This window comes from Paraniabella hibiscisoli, assembly GCF_022512515.1.
Taxonomy (GTDB): domain Bacteria; phylum Bacteroidota; class Bacteroidia; order Chitinophagales; family Chitinophagaceae; genus Niabella; species Niabella hibiscisoli.
Genome location: NZ_JAKWBK010000003.1, coordinates 313,347 through 334,214 on the forward strand (window position 1 = coordinate 313,347; position 20,868 = coordinate 334,214).

Here is a 20,868-nt window from a genome sequence, read left to right on the forward strand (position 1 = left end):
TTAATTACCGCCTGGGCACAAAAAAAGTAATTGCCAGATTTTTGATATTGTCAATGAACTGAGCTCCCGATGTCTGCGTATTAGTGACACTTAAGGATCGAACGTTTACCTTGTATAATGCAGCCTGTATATTTTCCCATTTCCATCGCTTATCCTTTTCATAATTGTTAATCTTAATATCCTGAATACTTCCTATTGTTTCCCCAATAGCTTTGATTTTTAGAAACCAACTCAAAATATTCCCAGTCTAACTTTTTTCTTATAGCAAGGAAAGCAAAAACCCAGGATACATACAGAATACTTCCTCCCAAAAAAATGGTAAACACAATTTTATTATAGAAAAAGAGAATTATCCCAAAAACGATAAAGGTTAACGTGGAGAATATCATGTTTAACGAGTTATTCATAATAAAACTCCTGATCCGCTCATGATCATTTGCCCTTTGCAAAATATCGCCGGTAGACTTGTTTTCAAAAAAGTAATGGGCAATAACATCAGCTTAATTAGATAATCGGATATTATCGCAATATTGACCCGAGACGTAACATGCAGCAAAATCCAGTCGCGTACAATATTTGACAGTAAAATACAGACGTAGATGGTAATATTTGCAACCAACACAAGGTTAATAAAGTCAACATCCCTTGTTTGAATACCTACATCAATCACTGCCTTTGAAATGAAAGGTAGAAATCCCTGAAGGATCGTAACAATAAGCATGACAATACCCAGTGTTACAAAGCTTTTCTTGTAGGGTTTGAAATAGCTTATAAAGTTGGAAAATGTTTTTTCCTATTGGTATGATCCATTACCCTGTTATCATAAAACTCCGGCCTGGGTTCTAAAACCATTACTACCCCTTTGGTTGCCTCGGCATGTAACCATTTTTTTCAAAATCGTCTTGTTTATAATTCACCAATCCTTTGGCAGGATCAGAAACATAAAAAACTTTTCGTTTGATATTGGTTTTATAGACTACTACAAAATGGTTATTGTCCCAATGTACGATAGCTGGTAAAGGTAAGCGATGCAGTAGGTCTTCGACCGAAGCCTTTACTGAAAGACTTCTCATACCAATTGCCTCTGCCGCATGGCCAATGTCGAAAAAAGATACACCTTCTTTTGTAATACCACATTTATCCCTCAGATATTGCAAGGAAAAGTACTTTCCATAGTATTTGGCAATTATTTTGAGACAAGCGGGGCCACAATCCATTAAATCGAGCTGTCGATCAGTAGGAAAACGTTTCAATTCAAAATAGGTTATTAACGTGATTTCAAAAATTAAGCAACAAACTTGTGGTTAGGGAGGCTATCTTAAAAAAGGATCTGAAAATGCCCTACTTGTCAGGAACTTTCAGATCCTTTTTCCAATTAAAATGAAACAAATTCTGATTCATAATTAGCTAACCAATTGGTTCCCTCAAAAGACCAGGAATCCTGTACCGGAACCCGAAGCCAATAAAAAGCTGTTCGGGCAACACTACCGCTGGTTTGTAATTGAACCACTTTTCCGGCAGGAACTCCGGTTACCGGAGCATTGCAGGGAAAAGCCGGAATCAAGCTCCATTGAAAATTACGTTCCAAAATAAAGTCTCTTCCAGATGATCCTGGTATCTGATTTTTTAAGCGTCCGCCCGTTCCATCATTACCAGGAAAATAACCTATCAAATTAGCATATTTAGGGTGTTTTGTAATATCCGGAGACACACATTGGCCGCAATTTCAGCCGAGCTTAATCCTGTATTAAATATTCTTATATCAGCTACATTTAATGCTACATGCGATGTTGAGGCATCACTGGCATTCCCTTGTGTCCAACCTAATATTAACGGTCTAGGCGATTTAAATGCGTTCCAACCTGCTGTACCTCCGGATAATGTCCAGGTTGTCACATCTGTTTCTGTAACTTTAAGACCATCCGCATATCCTTTTACAAAACGCCTTGTAGCACCACTAACAACACTGTCGGCAAAAGCAACAGAAATGGTATGCCATGTTTCATCGAATATTGCGGGACCACCACCGGGTCTGGCTCTGGTAGTACCTCCTCTCACTTCCAGGTTGAAATTGTTATTGCCGCCCGTAAACAACGCAAATCCTGGATCTCCGGAGTCCAACATATTGCCTGTAACAGGTCCTTTTTTACTGAAAAACAGTGGGAAACTACCGCTTCTGGTTCCTTTTACTTTCATTTCATAAGTAATGGGACCCGAACCCGGATCAAAAGCATTGGCATCTTCCATAATAGCCCTGACAGCATTTGTTTGCCCGCCAGCAAAACGCACACCATAAAAAGCGCCTTGTGTTGTAAACTCCAAGGGCTTAAATTTTTCATTGTAAAACATTTGAAAAGCCTGGGTTTCAGCACCACTTGATCCACCATAGCTATTGCCCGCACCTCCATGTGTGCTAACAACAATCACTAACCATTCTTCTTTTTTGTTATACTCGGGACGTGCTTTTAACGCTGTCATGATTTCGCCAACGTATCCATCTACTTTTGTAATTGCTTCTTTGTAAGCTACATTTCCCTGGTTAAAGCCACCAGCCTTACCTGCAATAGAAGGACCATTAAAGTGGAGCGTCAGGAATTCTGGATTGCGTGTTTTAATTCTTACTAAAGCAGAATCTTTTACTGCCTGATCGCCTGTAGTAATTACCGGGTCCTGTATTTCAGGAACCACCCTGTCTACCAGGGTATTCCACGAAGAGATAAAACTCGTTCGCATATTACTTTTTGTAGCCGAAGAAAGAATATAGGAGAACATAGACGGATAGTTAGGCGGGAGACCCGCATGCGGATCGCTACCCTCGGCAGGAGTAAAAATGAAGGAACTATCGGCAATCTTATGCTTTCCGTAAGAAACACCTGCTACCAACGATTTCCAGGAAGTAGCGTCTGTGCTTATCTCATCCGATACTCCATCCCATTGAAACTTAGCATGGGCCAGCATTCCGGTTAAAGCAGCCGGAGCGATAGCTTTTACTTCGCTACTTACCGCCCCATCTATTCCAATCAGGAGCACCCTACGGCTGGTTAAGGCATTAGAGCTATCCAGGTCGTCCTCAAAATAGGGTGGTGGATCAGCATATTTTTGCAGGAGTTCATAATACATGTTACTAATAACGCCGCCGCTAACAAAGTATATATCTTCTTCATAAATTTCAAAAATTATTAAATTATTGACGTACAATATCCAGTTCAGCTATAGAAGTATTACCTGTTCCATCGGTATCAGCCGTAGAAGGAATTATTACCCTAAAGTATCGAGCTGTGACGGGATTTGTCAATGTAAAAGTCTGTAACCCTTCAACCTGAGGTACTGTAAAGGGACTACCGCCTACCTCAGTCCATGAAGACCCATCTAAACTGGTTTCCAGGCGAATTCTCTTAACTGGTCTTGAAAGCGCTGACCTGAGTGCAAATTTAAGCGCAGTGATATTAGTAGCTATAAACATATCTACTGTTAAGTTATATGGCAAAGCGATAGCCGCTGGAGAGTACTGTGAATGCCAATAAGTCGCAAGATTTCCGTCTATGGCTGCTGCTGCCGGACCGCTGGGTGCGGTTTCGCCGGTAGCCTGAGCCGAATTCGTCGTGATCGTCCACAAAGATTTAGGATCCAAAGCGCCATCTCCCCTGTTTGGGTAATTGGATTATATTCCCACACTTTTTGAGCCATTAGTGGGTACTGAAGAGCCATCCTGCCTGACAGATTCGTACTTACAGCTATGCCCCATTGCCTGAAGAAAGGAAACCAGTTCTTTTTGTATAGTCGCAAATCGCTTCAAAGAGAAAATCTCTTTTTGCTGATCACTTGTTGAGATACGCACGGCTCGTCTTGCCCTTCTATAGAGATAAGGCATAAAGTCCCATCCCCAAGGTTGACCTTGATAGCCCCAGTTTGCTGGTATTTTATTGAATATCTGAAGGAAGGGTGCCAGGCGCGCGAAAGGATCGTTGATGGCCGCATCCGTACCATCAAAGTTGCGCGTTCCTATTGCACCGGTTGCCCAGGCTACAGCGGGTGTTATTTTGCCTGCCAGATCATCTACAGGAAAAGTATGTTTGGCGGGGTAAACGCCAAGGCGCTTAGAATTCTTAAATATAAAGAGGTTACAGGTAGTTTCGCCCAGAGAACTCCAGCTCCAGTATTGTCCCTGCTGGTTATTGTGGCCAATTTCGTGAAAAGTACCCCAGCTGGCTGCATTTTTTAAATAATCATGGTCGGTAAACTCATCAAACCAGTCATAGCCGTACTGGGCTCTGAAAGGGTAACCCGATACACCTCCGGCACCCGGTGGCAAGGTAATATCCTGTACTACTCTCCATGGCAACAAAGGCGCCTGATCTACCGGATCGTCATTAGCTCCTAATACTTCTTTTAAGCCCTCCCATTCATAGTAATCAAATCTGATAGCGTCGTTCCATTCCTTCATTAAACCAGTAATATCGGTTACGTTCCTGTCAATAAAAAACTGTCGTGGCAGTGTAAATATAATGTTCTCGCTACGCAGCTCCAGCCAAGGTGTACAAGAACTCCTGATAGCCGCCTGAAACGCTGCTTCAGTGGTTTGCCCATAAATAAAATCAGGCATTTTAACCACATTGCTGAAAGTGATAGGAACTGGTGTACTTTGCGGCATTTGCGGAATAATATAAATAGGTCCGCCGTACAGGTTACGTAAATAATTACGCCCCGGAGAAAGGCTTGTTTTAGAATAAATTATTGGATCCCGCTGCGAATTGGGTACCGCAGAAGCATCATAAGTCCACGCACCGATTTGCACCAGCAATGAGTTCTGACCTGCCGGTACATCTATTATTACCAACTCCCCGGGAGCAGCATAATAACCAGTACTCACAATGGGCCCCACCGGATTACCAAAATTATTCAATACAATCGGTGGCTGAGAAATGCGCAACTGATCTTTATCAGCCGGGAAGTATTTAAAGTTCATATTCACCGTAACGTTATTGAGACGAGGTTCGCTACTGCATACTAAACCCGGGAATATACGCGCTTTAGCATATTTGCTGGCATCTACATTTTTAACACTGGTATCGATAGTTACCCCTGATGCATCAGACCCGTCTCCAGGCACACCATCAACGAAACCAAAGTCACGGTCTCTTTTGCAGGCTGTAAGCAATATAGCCATACTGCAAACAGTGGTTAAAAACGGTAATAAAAATTTATTCTTCATTAGTACACTTTTAATTTTCGGAGAGCATAGTTGCTCAAACTTCTCCCTGGTTTATACTTTATGCTTCCTGCTTATCTAACATTAATGTATTGGGGCACCCATGTTTTACCATCCAGTCCCCACGAAGTAGGTGTAGTTATTCCCAACCATTGGTACACCTGCATGGCTACATCAACTGAATTGGGAACCGAACGGTATACTGCCGGTACAATTTGCGGACAAACTTTGGTAGAGACATCATTGAAAATAGCCGGGTCTAAAGTTTGCACCAGGAGGTTGTTGCCATTACCACTTTCATCCGCTATTATTCTATCTGCTCCTATATTATTGGAAGGCCAAAAACCTACCAGGTTTGCTTTATATTGATCGTCGGCCACATCGGTTCTGCAATAATTGGCCTGGATATAGGCGTCTGATAGCGCAGTGTTGTAAATCCTCACATCTGTGATCATATAGTTACCTAAACCTGTATTATTATCATTATTATTATTGCCAAAAGTTAACGGACTAGGAGAATCCAAATTCCCTCTATCTGCTATATTGCTGCTGGCGGTTGATTTTTGCCCGTCAGTAAATACATACACGGTTCGCGTAGTGGCATTTACCTGTGTGATCTGAGCAGTTAACGTGTGCCATTGCGCGTCAGAAACTTTAGTACCCCTAACCTGTGTATTTCCAAATCCGGTTTGTCCGATATTAATCTGCCAGTCACCATCTTCCAGGAAAAACACCCAACCTACAACGCCCCCAGTAAACGTGGCCCTTTTAGACAGTATAGCCGGATAATTTGCATTAGCAGCAGGAAGTTTTACTTTGCATTGAATAGTATAGCTACCTGTAGTACCTAAATTTCCTATCGAAGTATTATTGATCATTCTCGCGCGCTTATTCTGAGAAAGTGTGCCGCTATAGAAGGTACTTGTACCTATATACGGAATAACCGTTGGCTTTGCTGCTGCCTGTATCCTGAAATTGGGTACGGGGTAAAATTATAAGCCATAAACATTGTGTTGTGCCGGGTATCCCTGAAAGCCGACCATATTTCACCGGCACCTGGAACAAAAGGAGTGTTACTACCTTTATTGGATGACACCATAATCAGCCAATTTTCTTTTAAATAAGTAGGCCTGGCGGCAATGGTATTCATCAGGTCTTTCAATTGATTATCGACCGTTAAAATAGCATCTTTGTACGCGGCATTTGCTGCGCTATACCCGCTGGCTGCACCTACATTCTCCACATTACGCAATTGAACAAAAACCAGATCGGCAGCATTGGCTGAAGCCAATTCTGTTTTGGTGGCATTAATTACACCCGCATCATTGTTTTCAAAAGATTGTTTTACAACTGCGTCTGCTGCAAGATTATCTGCCAAAGCCTGGGATGCGGTGAATGCTGCAGACTTCATGCCTGGTCTAGCCTGTTTAATTGTAAAAATACTCGGGTAAGTAGCAAAATTATTACCTGAAAAACTATTACCTGTAACCCCATGTTTTGCAGATGTAGTGCCGGTTAAAAGATTGGTCCAGGTCAAATAACTTCCATTGGCATTGTTCTCAAAATCGCTCAAGGCGTCCCATGAGTAAATAGCATTATCGGCCATATTCACCAATGTTGGAGCCTGCGCTTTTCTTACCTCGTCTCCTACCGCGCCGTCAATTACCAAAAACAGTACTTTATTTTTTACAGTAGTCGTGTCCGCACTGCCTTCTGCTCCCAAATTGTTTTGTACTGATTTATTACAAGCAGTGAACACCAATAAACCTGATGCAATGATTAAACCGATACTTCCCAAAAATTTATGCTTCATGTTAATTCTTTATTAGAATATTTACTAAATAGCTGTCCAACAACCCGTTTATCTCTAATTCTGCACCCTAATCTTTACAATATTTCCTACTGTTTTACTATCGAACCGGGTAAACGTTCCAACCAACATTACATAGGTGATGGAAGGGTCTGTATCGCTAGGATACTCAACAAAGTCATTTACGCGACCATTAAAAAACCCGATATTATTATAGCCTACTGCTAATGAGCCATCAGCATTCAGCATCATAAAGCCTGCTCTTACTATGCCATCATACTTATTAAAAGTACCCGAAACCATCACCTTTCCATCCTTCAGCTGACCTGCGAAGTTGGGTATACCGCCTTCAACGGGTCTGAACCTGAAAGAATTATCGTTATTCCCGTTTTCATCCAACATCACAATACCGTTAGCAGGTTGACCATTATAAGAAGTAAATTGCCCGGTAATCAATAACTTTCGAGTGGTGCTGTTATAGGTTATTTTAGTAATGGCACCATTAGCTCCGCCGGCAACAAAAGAAGGATCTCTTCTACCTGTAGCCAAATCTATACGTACGATACGCAAAGCCTGCTGGTTTTCGAAAACCGTAAAATTACCAACCAACAACAGTTTATTATTGGGCATTTCCACACCGTCGTAAATAAATCCGTTCGCAGAAGTGTATCCTTCTATAGGCCTGATGCCTCGGTTAATATTAAAAGATGAGTCGATTACGCCGTCAATATTTATCCTTGCAATCTGGCTGATTCTGATCTTATCTACATAAGGAGCGTCAGCCGTTGATCGCTCATAAAGAATACTATTATAGTCAGAGAAATTACCTACAGCGACTATACCTGCGGCTGTATTGAATAACTTTGTAACGACGCCGGTAAAACCACCATTAAAAGCCGGACCTACCGTCTGGGGAAGTGAGCCGCCACCAGCTATATCATAGGTGAGGGTATCCAGCGAACCTGCTGCATTAAATCTTGTAATGTTACTGATATTACCTCTTGCATTGACAGCACTGAACGTTCCACCTGCTATTACTTTATTATCTGATGTAAAAACGGCCGTATTTATGGTACCATTCATCCCCGTAATACCAATATTAAATGCTGGCCTTAGGCTAGAACCACTACCAGTGGTTTGTAAGGCACCATTATTGTCAATAAATGCCAGACCTGTAATTGCCGCCACTGCGCTGGACTGGTTCTGATAATTCCTGAAAGATCCGTAAATAAGATACCCTCCCAGCGGCCTTGGATCTATTCCCAATATTTCTCCTGTCGCAATATTTGTTGTGGTATTAAAAGTGGCATCTATATTCAGCTTACCCCTGATATCGATAATAGGACCAAAATAAAATTGACCGTTAATCTCTACTGCACAGGTTCCGGTGCTGGCTGTTATAGGGATACGGATACGCACTTCAGTATCTGTAACTGAAACGACGTCAGCAGGTGTTTGGTTAATGTAAAAGCGAAATTGTCCCTGTTTACCGCCTAATCCATTTACCTTAATTGTAACAATAGATCCTTCTGCCGCAATAGCTGGTGTAGGTGGTACATCTTCAAAATCAATCAGTCCTTTAGGAGAAGCCGAATAAAGCGGTTCTTCACTCACCATATCTTTCGTACAGGATACTATCGTTGTTGAAAGAAACGCCAAAAGCAAACAATAACCGGCTAACTTATTTTTAATATGTATCATACTAATTAAAATAATTATAATAAATGATCATTAATTCTCTATTCCTGCTATAATCGCTGTTTCCAGGAACTTAATCGGATCAAAACCAAAGTAATGTGTAGGGTATCTTAGAACATGTACATACCCATTGGTTGGTTTTATATTTACAGAAGAAACAGTGGCTGTTGTCCATGTCTGGTAATCCCTGGCTGATGAAGGAGAAGGGATATAAGAAAGTACCAGTTGCCGGTAACCTGCATACGGAACACCTCCTCCGGAGTTATATATGGCACCTACATTCATGATCAGTTCGTCATAAGAGTTGTAAATCTGTCCCGGGTAAGCTGCAATATTGGCAAAATCGATCTGGGGAAAATCTGTTAGAGATCGCCCCCTTAAACACATACCTGGATAGTGCTTCCCGCCAAACCGAAGGTTTTATTTGCTGAAAGCGGGTAATAGGCGCACGGCCCAGTTGGTTGAGAATAGTATTACACAACAAGTATGTACTTCTTAAACTGGAGTCGGCAGGAGCAAAAAAGTAATTTCTTCATTTTGAAAGGTATTCGTCATACCTGCGTAATCTATAATCTTTACCAGTGAATCAAAGTACTGCGGCTTAGACTTCAGGTAATCCAACACGGTGCCGTTAAATTCGCCTTGCTGTACACCTGTATCTGTAAAATAATCTTTTTACAAGCGCCCATCAGCAATAGCAGCAACACCAGGGGCAAGGTTAATATTTTAATTCTCTTTTTCATCCGTATATTTTTTATTGCTTTTTGTAGAAGTAAAAGCTATGTCAACAATCTTATTTTTTAACTATATTATGCTTTGTCTCATTCAACTATCTTCCCGGCTAAATTTTAATTATTCCCAATAGTTATTCAAAGTCATTTCAGGATTATTTATCAAAGCTGAGCGATCTATAGGCCAGGTCCATGCTCCGGCTCTAAATTGCTCTACTGTAGAATGATAGCAATATTTATAACTAATATCAATAATCCTGCGGCTTCTAACACAATCGAACCAGTAATGCCCCTCTCCTATAAATTCGCGGGAACGTTCTAAAAATATCTGCTCTTTTAATTCATTTCCTGTTTGAGTAAGTGGGGCAGCTTTGGCACGCTCTCTTACAACTCCTACTGCTGTTTTTGCCGCGCCTTCATTGCCTAATTCGGCATACGCTTCTGCCTGCATTAAAAAATATCGGGGTACCTGTAAATACATTGCGTAGCATCGTTACGATCATTAAAGTCAATTGAATTAGGATCAGCCGTCACCAGGAACTTTTTCATTTGGAAAGTTCTGTTAGCATTATAAACAGTAGCCGGATTGAACCATAACTGCAAACGTTGATCGGCTTCTCCCTCAGGGTATAAAGCCCTCATAAAATCAGCCGTATAACTCATATACGGGATACTCGCTGTTGTAGGATTGAGTGGATCGTACTTTACCTGGTCGAAAAAATCGCTCCAGCCAAAACGCTCACCGTAGTTACGATTTTGAGGAATCCCAAAAAGATTCTCCTTGCTTCTTCCTTTAAATATTTCAATATAATTCTCGATAGGAAGTAATTCATAAGCGCCACCGTTTTCATTTCTTGCTTCATCTCCCAGGGCAATCACCTCCTTGAAATAGATTTCGCGATTAGGTGTATCAAAACCTGCCAGCCACATATTCATTTCCATCATCAGGGCAATAGCACCGCCTCTCATACCCCGTATACCTACATAAAAGGGATCATCATAAGTCCATGCCATCCCTTTATAATGAGCCTTCATATCTGCAATGCAGTTTTTCAGCACCTCAATCATTGGCATTCTTTTCAGCGGATCAGAAAAATAGGGTTGAGTATAGTAAGCTACATCTCCAAACTGGCGCACCATAAAGAAATAGGCCATGTTCCTGATAAAAACCGCTTCGCCCAGGTAGGCCGCTTTTAAAGCCGGCGTCATAGCAGGATCTGGTACTCCAGGAATTCGGTCTACCGCTATATTAGCGGCGGCTATACACCTGTAATAACGGTCCCATTGGGTAAAGCGAACGTGATTGAAAAGCGCACGCCAGTTGTTCCCCGTATAAATGAAATCTACGAAACGGCGGATATTGTTGTTAGCCAGGTCAGCGATATAGCCCCTGCCCCATCCTAACTCTGTATTTTCCTTAACCATACCGCCCCTGAGCTCCCCGGCAAAAGGCAGATACGGATACTCTGCAGTACCGGCACCGGCCTGCATATTGGGGCGTGTGGTTGACTGACGGAACAGTTCGTAGTTGCCATTGGTAAAATTCTCCACATCCTGTCTGGTTTGCCAGAAATTGTTACCCGACAGGTCACTAGGTGGATCCACATTCAGAAACTTCTTACATCCGGTTACAGATGTAACAATAAAAACTGCTATGAAGAAATAAAATATCTGTTTCATGATGTACATCATTAGTTTTTAGAATTGAACATTAAGTGACATAGAGAAGGTGCGGGCATTAGGATAACCATTCGAATTATCACGACCTAATGCGGAAACCAACTCTGGGTCAGGGCCGGTATATCGCGAGAAATATATACGTTGGCCGCTGTCAATGCCAGGCGCGCCTGACTCATGCCGAACCTCTTTATCAGTTCTTTTTGGAAATTATAAGAAAGCGTTATCTGACCTATTTTCCAATAAGATCCATCCTCCAGGAACAAAGATTGATTGGTACGGAAGGGTTGCAATACTCCTGCTCTTCTGAAATCAAAAGGATTAGGATATACCGCACCTACTGTACCATTATAACTTCCAACGGCATCGGGTTTCCAATAGTTATAATTTTCAATAGGAGGTAAGGCTGTACCACCAAAAATATTATTACTAAAGTTTGCCAGATCGCTTGCCGAAGCTGCATTCAACACGTCCCTAACTAATGTATAATTTACCTGCGTAATCAGCATAAAGCCGTTCCATTGCACGTTGGATACAATACCACCCGTTGCTCTTGGGAAAGGATTACCCAACGGTAACATATCACGGTCATCAATAACGTAGTCTCCATTTACATCTACCCATTTAGGATCCCCACCCTGGAAATAAAAGCTCTGGTTGCCCAATTGCTGACGCAAACCTGTTGCCGGGTTAACCGGAACATCAGCTGAGCTGGCATATACACCGCGGTTATAATATAGTAAAGGTGACAGGTCGCGACCAATTCTATAAACCACAGGAATACTCGTTCCATTATCTGTTACGTTAAATATATATTCGCGCACACCACCGGGAAGGCGGGTAACTACCCTACGGTTTAATGCACCGGTACCTATCAATGTCCATTGCACCGGATTTTCACTTTTAAATACCCTTACCGTTAATGTAAGCTCATGTCCGTATTTAGCAGTACTTACTTCGTTGGATGCCAGGTTTCTGAAACCGCTGGTATTCGGTAGCGGAATGATCTGAGGTTCATTATCATTGGTTTCATAATAAGTATCATAGTTGATTTCTACCCTGTTCTGATCAAACAATCCCAGCTCTACCCCAAAATTGGTGGACGTTTTAGTATAAGGAAGAAAATTAGTGTTGGGAACCCTGTCCAGATCAATAAACACAGTAGGATTATTATTATACTGTTGCCCTACTACGTAACGACCATATACATCGAAAATACTGCCGGTAGGTGTTATATTTTTCCCCAGCTTCCCCTGAAGGCACCGAATTTAATAAACCCGAGGTTATTGGCGATGAACTTTTCACGGGCAAAGTTCCAACGGGCGCTGATAGCCGGATTTACCGTATACCCTGCATTGGCACCATTGGTAGAAGTAGCGTCCCTCCTGTAGTTAAAGTCTAAAACATATTTCGTGTCCCAGTTAAAAGTAGCATAACCGCCAAAGCCATGTAATCTTTTGTCAAACAAATTGTTTAACACTCCACCTCTTGATAATTGTGGATTATAACCGATGGGGCCTTCTATATCATCATTCGGAAAACCGGATAAAACGCTACGATTGGCCCGAAGTCCTTCTGCACTTATCTCACTGAACCCACCCGCAGAAATCTGGAACACCTCTTTTATCATTTGTACGAAATCAAGGCTGGAGCGGTTATTTAATACATAGCGCCGGTCGTATTGTGTGGTGCCTTCGGCATTATTATTATTAATATAAGAAGGAACATACACATCTTCTGTACCCGAATTAAAATTATAGCTAAAGTTATTCCTGGCAGTCAGGCCCTTTACAAATTGCCACTGGATATCGAGCGATCCTAATATATTAGCCGACTTATTATTACTTCGTATTGCATCAAAATTAAACACAGATCCGGCACCGGAATAAATGGAAGCTGGCAACAAAGAAGAAGACCTAACAGCACTATTCAGTTCATCCTGCGTTAAATTGGCGCCACTACCTGCCTGCCTTTGCCCCAACGCACCCTGCAAATTAATCAATGCCCTAAAAGATTCAGATGGCTGATACAGTGCATTCATACTTAAAGTATAGCGCTTAAATCCTGTGTTTTGTATAATACCATCCTGGGAATAATAGTTCAGGTTCGTTTTGTAATTAAAGTTTCTATCTCCTCCGTATACCTGTACAGTATGTGTTTGGTTGAACGTAGTGCGGTAAAATAAATCCTGCCAGTTGGTCGAATTATTATAATAAGGGTTTAAACTATCAGATAACGGGGTATTGATATTGATCAAGGCCATAGCTGAAGCTAAAGAAGAGTCATATTGCAGGATGGCGTTTACACGTCTCATCCGTTCTTCCAAACCTCCCACTACGTCACGCAACTTAGGAGGCGTGTTTAAGAAAAACTGGCCGCTGTATTGTACGATTGGTATTTTAGAGAGTCCTCGTTTTGTGGTAATAATGATCACACCATAAGCAGCACGGGAACCATATTGGGCTGTTGCCGATGCGTCGCGTAATACATCTATTTTCTGGATATCTTCCGGTGGTATTAAGGCTATTGGGCTTATACCGGGACCGCTGCTCTGAAAACCATAGTCATATCCGGAGTTTACATCAATAGGTACACCATCCACAACAAATAAAGGAGAAGTTGGCGTTAAAAATCCATCTGCACTTACATTAATACTGGAAGAACCACGCAGGTTTATGGTACCCATACCGCCTGGCGAACCATTATTATTCTGTACATCCAAACCAGCCACTTTACCTTGTAATAATTCTACAACGTTGGATACCGGTACATCCTGTAAAGCTTTACCACTAACAGACGCACTGGAACCTGTAGCCACATCCCTGGTTTTATTACGATAACCTTCTACTCTTATCTCCTGCATAGACCCGCCTCCACTTTGCTCAAGCAAAATCTCCAATGTGCTGTCAGCAGCTGTTACAATATGAGTATAAGCGGTATAACCGGTATGGCTAAACACCAGGTTACTTCCTAAAGCTACGTTAAAATTGAAATTACCGTTTTCATCGGTTATCCCAATAGCCTTTGGTGGTTTGCCCGAAGATATGGTAACATTAGTTTTACCGGTATGAAGGTCTTTATCTAATACACGTCCTTTTAGCCTAACGCGAACGCTATCCTGAGCTCCGGCATTACTCCACAGGCCTGCAACCAATATAAATAAAAATGTCAGATAAGGTAATCTCATTTCACTCAATTTTGACTTTAATAAATTCATAGCCCTTTTTTAAATATCATCAGAGGTTTTAGGCACATCGGTTTTAAAAGCAAATACTATTTCCCAGTCGCCCGGATCGAATATGGCAAAATTCAACCCGAACACAGAGTTAATCCTGGCGCCTCCAAAACCTATGCGGGAATAGGTAAATCTAACGGCTGCTGTATTGGCACCACTTGCTGTATATTTGGTTGGTGTATTAGTAAGAGGAATGGGATAAGCCACATTATACTTAACATAAGTATCGGTTTTCTGCATATCAAAGCCGTGCACCAGATTGACCCAATCTGTAGTATTGAAAATTGCAGGATTTAATGGGCGAAACAAGGTATCAAGAAACCGGAAAGTCAATGTATTGCCTGTTGAAGGCTGTATCTTCCTGATATAAACATCCACATCTCCAGACCCAAGGCTACGACGATCGTCCTTAGCACCCACAATGTTGCTTATTTCAGAAATTCCGAAATTTTCCCTGGTAGGCTGACCTGTTAAAGCATTAATATTGGTAGGAATGGTCGGACTTTCACGAAGAGGCTTTAATTTCAAATTTCTAAAAAATCTACGTCCCCCTGAATTGCTTAGTTCAACATCAAATAAATAACCTGAATCAGGTTGCGGTTGTATAAAATTAGACTTGCCTGCTGCCCAAAAAGTAATATTACCTGTATGAGGGCTCATTTCGAGAATAGGATGGTATTCTATTACTCTTTTTGCTTCTATTTCTGCCAAAGAAGTTTCGAGACCGGTATAAGATGCTTTCCAAACCTTTACCGGGAATGATTCTGTGAGTTCAGGAGCATCCTCACCTGTAACCCTGCGCACATTTACAATTTTAAAATCCGCAGGAAAGGTCGTGCTACCCTTAAAAAAATTATTAGTAAAGTAGGTCGTACGTCCCAGGTATGGTTCGTACAGGTCAATGGTAAACTGAGAATCGGCGCCTATGGTATTACGCTCCTGTGGCAGGTATTTTTTGCAGGCAATTGCCGATGCAACCAATAAAACAAGCACATAGCAAGCTTTTCTGCTGAAAATACGGTTCATATTTTTAGTATAATTATTCATGTGATAGTTAATAACAGTAGGATTTAATTAGTGACAGACCTGTTCAATGCTCTGATAAGATCGTTACCGAAGCCGAAGTTGTGTCCCGCGTCTAAAACGTGTACAACGGCATTGGTTGTTTTAATATCCACCGTATTAGTATATACCCTGATCCAGTTTACAGTGAATACCGACCCACGAGTATCACTAAATAAAATCGCTTTAGGACCGCCGCCTAAATAGCCGGAAGCATTGGTTGTTTCATATTGCAGATGCATATCATACCCATATTTCATTGAAGGGAATTTTAAACCATCAGCCCTGCTTGCCAAATCCTGTGTGGTGATTTGCCCAGGAATAATGTATTTACTAAAGAAAGTATCCAGCACATTTAAGTTCATAGTACTGAAAGAAACCGGCGGAAGGCTTGGCACAGAATCCTTGCGTGCATTATTAATATTTTGCAAGGCGATGCTATACGAACGATTGCTGGTGGCAAATACTGTGTACTTACCCGTCCTTAAAGAATCTGCTGCGCCAGGTATTCTGTTAATTACCAGCAGCATGGAATCATACAGGCCAGGTTTAGATTGTAAATAAGATAAAGCGTCTCCGTTATAAATTGCAGCGTTATTCTTATAATCTACATAAGGACTATCATCTTTTTCACATGCCTGAAGAACCGCTACTATACTTAACAGCATGATAAACTGTATAAGCAAATTCTTTGTACCAAATTTATTTCTCATAATATAGTAATCTTATTGATGCTAACTTTGTGAATGACTATTTCCAATAGCTGTTTTGCTGAATGCTCGGGTTTCTGTTAAGTACATCCTGCGCAATGGGCCAGTAAATACCCTCTCTGCTAATCAGATCATTGAAAGCGGGATTGTCTCTTTTCAGTTTGTTATATCGTACCAGATCAAACCAGCGCCAGCCTTCGCCCAATAATTCTCTTCTTCTTTCAGCAAAAATCTCCTTAAGCAAATCCAGAGTTGGTGTATAATTAAGTCCCGAAATACCACGGTTAGAACGCATTGCATTTAACTTTTGAATAGCTTCTTCGCCACGACCCAATACCGTTAGAGCTTCCGCATTTAAAAGTGTCAGTTCTTCTAACCTGGTGAAAACTATTGAAGAATTGTACTTCGCAAAGGTTCCGTCGCCTCCACCCCCATCAACTACTCTTATCTTTTTAAATACGGGAATTGCGGAGGAGTAGTTTTCAAAATAGGCCTCAGTGGCCAGCCCATTTAACGGGTTAAACCCAAAACGCTGGTCATTTCCATTGTTACGCGGAAACAATACTGCGATGCTATCTTTGTTAACATACATATCAGGTAGCTGCCTGGACATAGGATAAGCCGTAGTGTTTGCCAACGTCAACTGCTCTATATGACCAGATGTTGTAGACTCCCCACGTTCGTAAATAAAATTGAACCCAATCATTTGGTTCCAGCTTACGTTGGAGGTATTAAAAAGGAACAACTCGCCAATCAATTGTGCAGTAGTTACCGTTGTTAAACGGGCACGCGCTGCATTGTCCAAAACAAACTGGCTGTACACAGCTACGTTAATATAATCGCCCTGTAAAGCAGCAATATGTGCTAAGATGGCATAAGCAGACAGTCTGCCCAACAAAGTATTTTTCCAGTCTGCAGCAGCCTTTCCATAATAGTTGGGAGGATATACTAAATCAGCATCAACCGTAGAATACTGGTAGGGTAAACGATTGGCTACATCCATTAACTCGTTCTTTGCAAAACCAAGTACTGCATCTTTATTGGTGCGGCTCAGGTTTTCAAAATTACCCTCACCGGTGGCCGTAATTAAGGGAACATCACCCCAGGTTCTCACCAGCATATAGTAAGCAAAGGCTCTAATAGCACGCGCCTGTGCAATATCCAGTTTATAGTAAGATTGTGTATAGCGCGGATCTGCCAGGCAGCCTTCTGCCCTTTCTATGAAAACATTGCAGGCATTAATAATAGCATAAAACCTGCGCCAGTTAGTTACCTCATTGATTAATGGAAAGGATGCATTCAGATTGCCGTCTATCACAGCCTTCAGATCGGGACGGCTTACTGCCTGAAAATCGCCACCTCGTAATTCACCCAAAATCCAATAAGCATTATTGTCTGCCAGTGCTGCTCGAAATAGACCGTACATACCTATTAACCCGGCTCTTGCATCTTCATACTTTGTCCAATGTCCTTCCTCCGATGCCTGGCGTGTTGAAGAAACATCTAATTGCTTATTGCACGAGCTGGAAATAATAGCCACGACAAATACAATAACAGCAACAGGCCATTTGTAGAAATATTTTTTCATAACAATTCTTAGATGATAGTATTTTTAAAAGATGTCCTCGTTCGAGTTAGAAACCGAGTCTAATTCCAAGAATTAAAGATTTCGGATTCAACAAACCATAACCATTGTAAATACCGTTATAATTAACCAGCTCAGGATCGTCGCCTTTAAATGGAGAAATAGTTAATAAGTTGGTACCTGTTATATAGAGCGTGCAGTTTCTAAATGCGGTTCTGGTACCACCGCGGCTTAAATCGTAAGCTAAGGACACTGAACGCAACTTTAAGTAGGATGCATTATCCAGGAACAAATCCTGTTCTAACCTGTAAGGAACTACAGGACTCCAGGGATTATAAACTGGGTAATCAGCTAAATCTTGTTTTCTTTCCCAGAAAGTAATTTCTTTAACCGAATTGATGTTATTATTCACTTCAGTATTGATGAAATCCAGTCTTGATGACGCATATTGATTTAAAGCATTTCTTTTCAGGGCAAAATAAAATTGAAATCAAGTGAAAATCCTTGGTAATTAAGGCTGCTTCCAAAGCCACCGCTTATCCTCGGCATATAGTTCCCTTCCAACTCTTTGTCGTTATCGTTAATAACATAATCTCCGTTCACGTCTGCCCACCGTGGGTCGCCCGCTTTAAGAGCCACACCTTTATAAGTAACAGGTTTATTAGTAGCGGGATTAACAGGCACTTCGGCATCACTATTATAAATGCCATTGTTCTTTAATATCCAGAACGCATCTATTGATTTACCTACCTCCAATTTGGTAGTGCCTATTTCCACGTTATCTAAGCCATCAGGTAGTGCAACCAGTTTATTTTTATTATAGTTAAGGTTGGCTGTAAACAACCAGCTAAGCTTTTGCCTGGCCGCAGGTAGTATCTGCGCAGCCAAAGAAACATCCACACCGGTATTATTTACTTCCAGGCCATTTTTGTAGGCCCCTGTATAACCCCACTCCGCAGCTACAGGAACAGGTAACAGCATATCTTTATCTGCCTTCCTGTAACCATCGATGGCAAATCGCAAACGATCTTCTAACAAACCAAAACGTACACCAAGATTTACCTGATCAGAATATGCCCATGGAATACCGTAACCCACCCAGCCAGAACTGTAAGGTCTTGTTAACCCGCCGACGCCTGAGTAAGAACCTAAAGTTGGCTCACCTGTAAATCCCAGATCTACACGGTAAGAAGGTCCGGCATTAAAGCGGTCATCGCTCAGCAACTTACCCATGTGAGCATAAGAAAGACTGGTTGAAAAAGAACTTAAGGTTTTGGCCCCCTCTAACATTCTTTTAAAATCATACTCAAGACCACCAGAATAATTGGTAAACCAACGGTTATCTGCCTGCATGTTAGAAGAACCTTCCCTGCTTACAACTGCGCTTAACTTCAACACTTCATCATATGTGTATACTGCGTTTCCAAAAAAGAAAGTAAGCGGGTATCCATTTTACCGGGAAATAATTCACCAGGAACCCTCTTGGCGTAAGATAATCTGCATCGTTAGCATTACCGTTTACCACATTTATTTTAATAAAATCGTTTGGCGTATTATTAGCATAAGCATATGCATATTTATATACATCGGAAATAAAATTTTGGCCACCGCGAATATTCAGATTTCCTTTTTCGCCCAGGTCAAGATCATATCAATACTATTTGTTACCACCAATCGCTGGTTATAACCAAAATAGTTGGAAACAAAGTTATTGTTCTCCAAGAGTGTTCTGGGCCAGAATACATCCCTGATGCCTTCGTTGTAATCAAAACCTATGCGACCGATATAGTTCAACTTTTTATAGGGGTTAGCAGTAATAGCAAGGTACCCTTGTATTAAATTATTAACGTTATCATCTATAGCACCGGTTGCATAATCTTTGTCAAATTGCAACAAATAGTTGCTATATAAATTTTTATTGGGAGTGAGGGGATTCGTAAGATCAGGAATATAGCGTTGCTCTGCCAACCTGTCCCGCACATTTCTGTTCCGATCTCTTTCCTGACGAGTATATCCAATCATGCTCGAAACCATGATCCATTTTACAGGAGCAACATTGATGTAAAAAGAGCCGTTGTATCTGGTAAAAGCTGTGGCATCTGCCGGGTTAGCATTTTCCGTCAGACCTGCAAAAAACGGAAGTTAGCACGATCTGACCCTCCACTGATGCTTGCATCCACATTATAAGTAGGCGAATATTTATAGTACAGGTCGGTCCAGTTAGATGGGCCATAATAATCGACATTTGTAGAATCACGTAAGTACGGCGGATAATTCAACCGATCATTTACAGTACCGTAACGGTTATAAAATGGCTGCCTGAACTTATCTTCAAATGCAGCATTAGTAGCATAAGTATTAGGTTTAGCCGCATATCCGAAATAAGAATTGATAGTAATTTCTCTAAAGCCCGACTTAGCATTTTTTGTGGTAATCCAGATAGCGCCATTCGCCGCCATTGAACCCAAAGAAGCTAAAGCCACAGGATCCCCTTAATTACTTCTATAGATTCTATATTATCCTGGTTGTAAGCAGCCAACAGGTTGGTTGCTGGCCCAATGCGATTGAAGTCATATTTCTGAATTTCATAAGCAAATGGATTATCCTGTGTTAAGGGAACGCCATTGACAAAGACAGTTGGCTGTTGATCAAACAACTCTCTTTTGCTTAACAACGGAGCCGAAATACCACGGATAAACATATTTTGTTCTGTTCCCGGCTCTCCCGATGTTTCCTGAACATACACACCTGCTGCATTCCCCTTCAAATACTGTTGCACTGAAATGTAGGGCTGACGTATTACATAGTTTAAAGGAACTTCATTAATTGAGCTTCCTTTAAATTTGTCTCCTACTCTCATAAGGGTTACACCATTCGTTGCAGGAGCCAATAGAGTATCTTCGACACTTTGTGCTGTATCAATATCCTGCGCAGCTGCAAAAAGCGACGATACCAAGCAGGTTAGTTGTAAAACACAATTTCGTAATAACTTCAGGCTATTAACTAGTCTCATCAAGTTAAAATTTTAGTTTTCCTCTTTTCGAAGAGTTGTTAAATTTTATGGGCCAGTTATTTTTAACATTTGCAAAGAAGGTAATTCGAACATCGTTAGGTACTGTACAGCAAATGCTAACCTTTCCTGGTCACAGTG

General features: G+C 41.3%; 23 protein-coding genes and 1 pseudogene. All 24 read right to left on the minus strand.

The annotated features are described in order from the left end of the window. Positions 1–4: 4 nt before the first annotated feature. Positions 5–235 (minus strand): 6TM ABC transporter family protein, encoded by a 231-nt coding sequence (locus MKP07_RS32825; RefSeq protein WP_240852282.1) that lies wholly within the window; start codon positions 233–235, stop codon positions 5–7. Beyond that, positions 174–721 (minus strand): annotated as a pseudogene (locus MKP07_RS43310) (ABC transporter transmembrane domain-containing protein). Before MKP07_RS43310 ends, MKP07_RS32825 begins: the two are co-directional and overlap by 62 nt. Positions 722–854: 133 nt before the next feature. Beyond that, the gene (locus MKP07_RS32830) at positions 855–1,253 is read right to left on the minus strand and encodes a cysteine peptidase family C39 domain-containing protein (RefSeq protein WP_240852283.1); all 399 of its coding nucleotides are present in this window, start codon (positions 1,251–1,253) and stop codon (positions 855–857) included. Between the two features lie 122 nt (positions 1,254–1,375). Next, positions 1,376–1,672, minus strand: a complete 297-nt coding sequence (locus MKP07_RS32835) for a DUF4983 domain-containing protein (protein WP_240852284.1) — start codon at positions 1,670–1,672, stop codon at positions 1,376–1,378. Continuing rightward, positions 1,669–3,120 carry an alkaline phosphatase family protein gene (locus MKP07_RS32840; RefSeq protein WP_240852285.1) on the minus strand — a complete coding sequence of 484 codons (1,452 nt, stop codon included), beginning with the start codon at positions 3,118–3,120 and terminating at the stop codon, positions 1,669–1,671. Before MKP07_RS32840 ends, MKP07_RS32835 begins: the two co-directional genes overlap by 4 nt. Positions 3,121–3,184: 64 nt before the next feature. Beyond that, a complete protein-coding gene (locus tag MKP07_RS32845; RefSeq protein WP_240852286.1) occupies positions 3,185–3,631 on the minus strand; it encodes a discoidin domain-containing protein in 447 nt (148 codons plus the stop codon). Positions 3,632–3,661: 30 nt separating this feature from the next. Then, positions 3,662–5,212: a M60 family metallopeptidase gene (locus MKP07_RS32850; protein WP_240852287.1), complete on the minus strand. Its 1,551-nt coding sequence runs from the start codon at positions 5,210–5,212 to the stop codon at positions 3,662–3,664. A 71-nt stretch (positions 5,213–5,283) separates the two neighbouring features. Further along, positions 5,284–6,087 (minus strand): LamG-like jellyroll fold domain-containing protein, encoded by an 804-nt coding sequence (locus MKP07_RS32855; protein ID WP_240852288.1) that lies wholly within the window; start codon positions 6,085–6,087, stop codon positions 5,284–5,286. A 50-nt stretch (positions 6,088–6,137) separates the two neighbouring features. Then, positions 6,138–7,022, minus strand: coding sequence for an alkaline phosphatase family protein (locus tag MKP07_RS32860; RefSeq protein WP_240852289.1), 885 nt, complete (start codon positions 7,020–7,022; stop codon positions 6,138–6,140). A 54-nt stretch (positions 7,023–7,076) separates the two neighbouring features. Further along, positions 7,077–8,720 carry a DUF5008 domain-containing protein gene (locus MKP07_RS32865; protein ID WP_240852290.1) on the minus strand — a complete coding sequence of 548 codons (1,644 nt, stop codon included), beginning with the start codon at positions 8,718–8,720 and terminating at the stop codon, positions 7,077–7,079. A gap of 30 nt (positions 8,721–8,750) precedes the next feature. After that, positions 8,751–9,104, minus strand: a complete 354-nt coding sequence (locus MKP07_RS32870) for a hypothetical protein (RefSeq protein WP_240852291.1) — start codon at positions 9,102–9,104, stop codon at positions 8,751–8,753. Positions 9,105–9,325: 221 nt separating this feature from the next. Then, a complete protein-coding gene (locus tag MKP07_RS40390) occupies positions 9,326–9,460 on the minus strand; it encodes a hypothetical protein (protein WP_262920110.1) in 135 nt (44 codons plus the stop codon). A gap of 109 nt (positions 9,461–9,569) precedes the next feature. Continuing rightward, positions 9,570–9,899: a RagB/SusD family nutrient uptake outer membrane protein gene (locus tag MKP07_RS32875; protein ID WP_240852292.1), complete on the minus strand. Its 330-nt coding sequence runs from the start codon at positions 9,897–9,899 to the stop codon at positions 9,570–9,572. Further along, entirely contained in the window at positions 9,899–11,128 is a 1,230-nt protein-coding gene (locus MKP07_RS32880) for a RagB/SusD family nutrient uptake outer membrane protein (RefSeq protein ID WP_240852293.1), read from the minus strand. Before MKP07_RS32880 ends, MKP07_RS32875 begins: the two co-directional genes overlap by 1 nt. An 86-nt stretch (positions 11,129–11,214) precedes the next feature. Next, a complete protein-coding gene (locus MKP07_RS32885) occupies positions 11,215–12,285 on the minus strand; it encodes a SusC/RagA family TonB-linked outer membrane protein (protein ID WP_240852294.1) in 1,071 nt (356 codons plus the stop codon). 71 nt (positions 12,286–12,356) lie between these two features. Then, a complete protein-coding gene (locus MKP07_RS32890; RefSeq protein ID WP_240852295.1) occupies positions 12,357–14,312 on the minus strand; it encodes a TonB-dependent receptor plug domain-containing protein in 1,956 nt (651 codons plus the stop codon). A 39-nt stretch (positions 14,313–14,351) separates the two neighbouring features. Beyond that, positions 14,352–15,386 carry a DUF5007 domain-containing protein gene (locus tag MKP07_RS32895; protein ID WP_240852296.1) on the minus strand — a complete coding sequence of 345 codons (1,035 nt, stop codon included), beginning with the start codon at positions 15,384–15,386 and terminating at the stop codon, positions 14,352–14,354. Positions 15,387–15,430: 44 nt separating this feature from the next. Continuing rightward, positions 15,431–16,135 carry a fasciclin domain-containing protein gene (locus MKP07_RS32900; protein ID WP_240852297.1) on the minus strand — a complete coding sequence of 235 codons (705 nt, stop codon included), beginning with the start codon at positions 16,133–16,135 and terminating at the stop codon, positions 15,431–15,433. Positions 16,136–16,172: 37 nt separating this feature from the next. Continuing rightward, positions 16,173–17,720, minus strand: coding sequence for a RagB/SusD family nutrient uptake outer membrane protein (locus MKP07_RS32905; protein ID WP_240852298.1), 1,548 nt, complete (start codon positions 17,718–17,720; stop codon positions 16,173–16,175). A 46-nt stretch (positions 17,721–17,766) separates the two neighbouring features. Continuing rightward, on the minus strand, positions 17,767–18,129 hold the full coding sequence (locus tag MKP07_RS32910; RefSeq protein ID WP_240852299.1) for a hypothetical protein: 363 nt from the start codon (positions 18,127–18,129) through the stop codon (positions 17,767–17,769). 56 nt (positions 18,130–18,185) lie between these two features. Next, a complete protein-coding gene (locus MKP07_RS32915) occupies positions 18,186–19,115 on the minus strand; it encodes a SusC/RagA family TonB-linked outer membrane protein (RefSeq protein WP_240852300.1) in 930 nt (309 codons plus the stop codon). A gap of 219 nt (positions 19,116–19,334) precedes the next feature. Further along, complete coding sequence (locus MKP07_RS32920) at positions 19,335–19,751, minus strand: hypothetical protein (protein ID WP_240852301.1); 417 nt, start codon at positions 19,749–19,751, stop codon at positions 19,335–19,337. 86 nt (positions 19,752–19,837) lie between these two features. Then, a complete protein-coding gene (locus MKP07_RS32925; RefSeq protein ID WP_240852302.1) occupies positions 19,838–20,200 on the minus strand; it encodes a hypothetical protein in 363 nt (120 codons plus the stop codon). After that, positions 20,191–20,730: a TonB-dependent receptor gene (locus MKP07_RS32930; RefSeq protein WP_240852303.1), complete on the minus strand. Its 540-nt coding sequence runs from the start codon at positions 20,728–20,730 to the stop codon at positions 20,191–20,193. Before MKP07_RS32930 ends, MKP07_RS32925 begins: the two co-directional genes overlap by 10 nt. Positions 20,731–20,868 lie beyond the last annotated feature (138 nt).

Excerpts from the sequence above, each read along its gene's own strand:
- MKP07_RS32840 (WP_240852285.1), bottom strand. The coding sequence starts at position 3,120 with ATGTATTATGAACTCCTGCAAAAATATGCTGATCCACCACCCTATTTT.
- MKP07_RS32850 (WP_240852287.1), bottom strand. The coding sequence starts at position 5,212 with ATGAAGAATAAATTTTTATTACCGTTTTTAACCACTGTTTGCAGTATG.
- MKP07_RS32855 (WP_240852288.1), bottom strand. The coding sequence starts at position 6,087 with ATGATCAATAATACTTCGATAGGAAATTTAGGTACTACAGGTAGCTAT.
- MKP07_RS32860 (WP_240852289.1), bottom strand. The coding sequence starts at position 7,022 with ATGAAGCATAAATTTTTGGGAAGTATCGGTTTAATCATTGCATCAGGT.
- MKP07_RS32865 (WP_240852290.1), bottom strand. The coding sequence starts at position 8,720 with ATGATACATATTAAAAATAAGTTAGCCGGTTATTGTTTGCTTTTGGCG.
- MKP07_RS32870 (WP_240852291.1), bottom strand. The coding sequence starts at position 9,104 with ATGTGTTTAAGGGGGCGATCTCTAACAGATTTTCCCCAGATCGATTTT.
- MKP07_RS40390 (WP_262920110.1), bottom strand. The coding sequence starts at position 9,460 with ATGAAAAAGAGAATTAAAATATTAACCTTGCCCCTGGTGTTGCTGCTA.
- MKP07_RS32875 (WP_240852292.1), bottom strand. The coding sequence starts at position 9,899 with ATGCAGGCAGAAGCGTATGCCGAATTAGGCAATGAAGGCGCGGCAAAA.
- MKP07_RS32880 (WP_240852293.1), bottom strand. The coding sequence starts at position 11,128 with ATGAAACAGATATTTTATTTCTTCATAGCAGTTTTTATTGTTACATCT.
- MKP07_RS32890 (WP_240852295.1), bottom strand. The coding sequence starts at position 14,312 with ATGAGATTACCTTATCTGACATTTTTATTTATATTGGTTGCAGGCCTG.
- MKP07_RS32895 (WP_240852296.1), bottom strand. The coding sequence starts at position 15,386 with ATGAACCGTATTTTCAGCAGAAAAGCTTGCTATGTGCTTGTTTTATTG.
- MKP07_RS32900 (WP_240852297.1), bottom strand. The coding sequence starts at position 16,135 with ATGAGAAATAAATTTGGTACAAAGAATTTGCTTATACAGTTTATCATG.
- MKP07_RS32905 (WP_240852298.1), bottom strand. The coding sequence starts at position 17,720 with ATGAAAAAATATTTCTACAAATGGCCTGTTGCTGTTATTGTATTTGTC.
- MKP07_RS32920 (WP_240852301.1), bottom strand. The coding sequence starts at position 19,751 with ATGGTTTCGAGCATGATTGGATATACTCGTCAGGAAAGAGATCGGAAC.
- MKP07_RS32930 (WP_240852303.1), bottom strand. The coding sequence starts at position 20,730 with ATGAGACTAGTTAATAGCCTGAAGTTATTACGAAATTGTGTTTTACAA.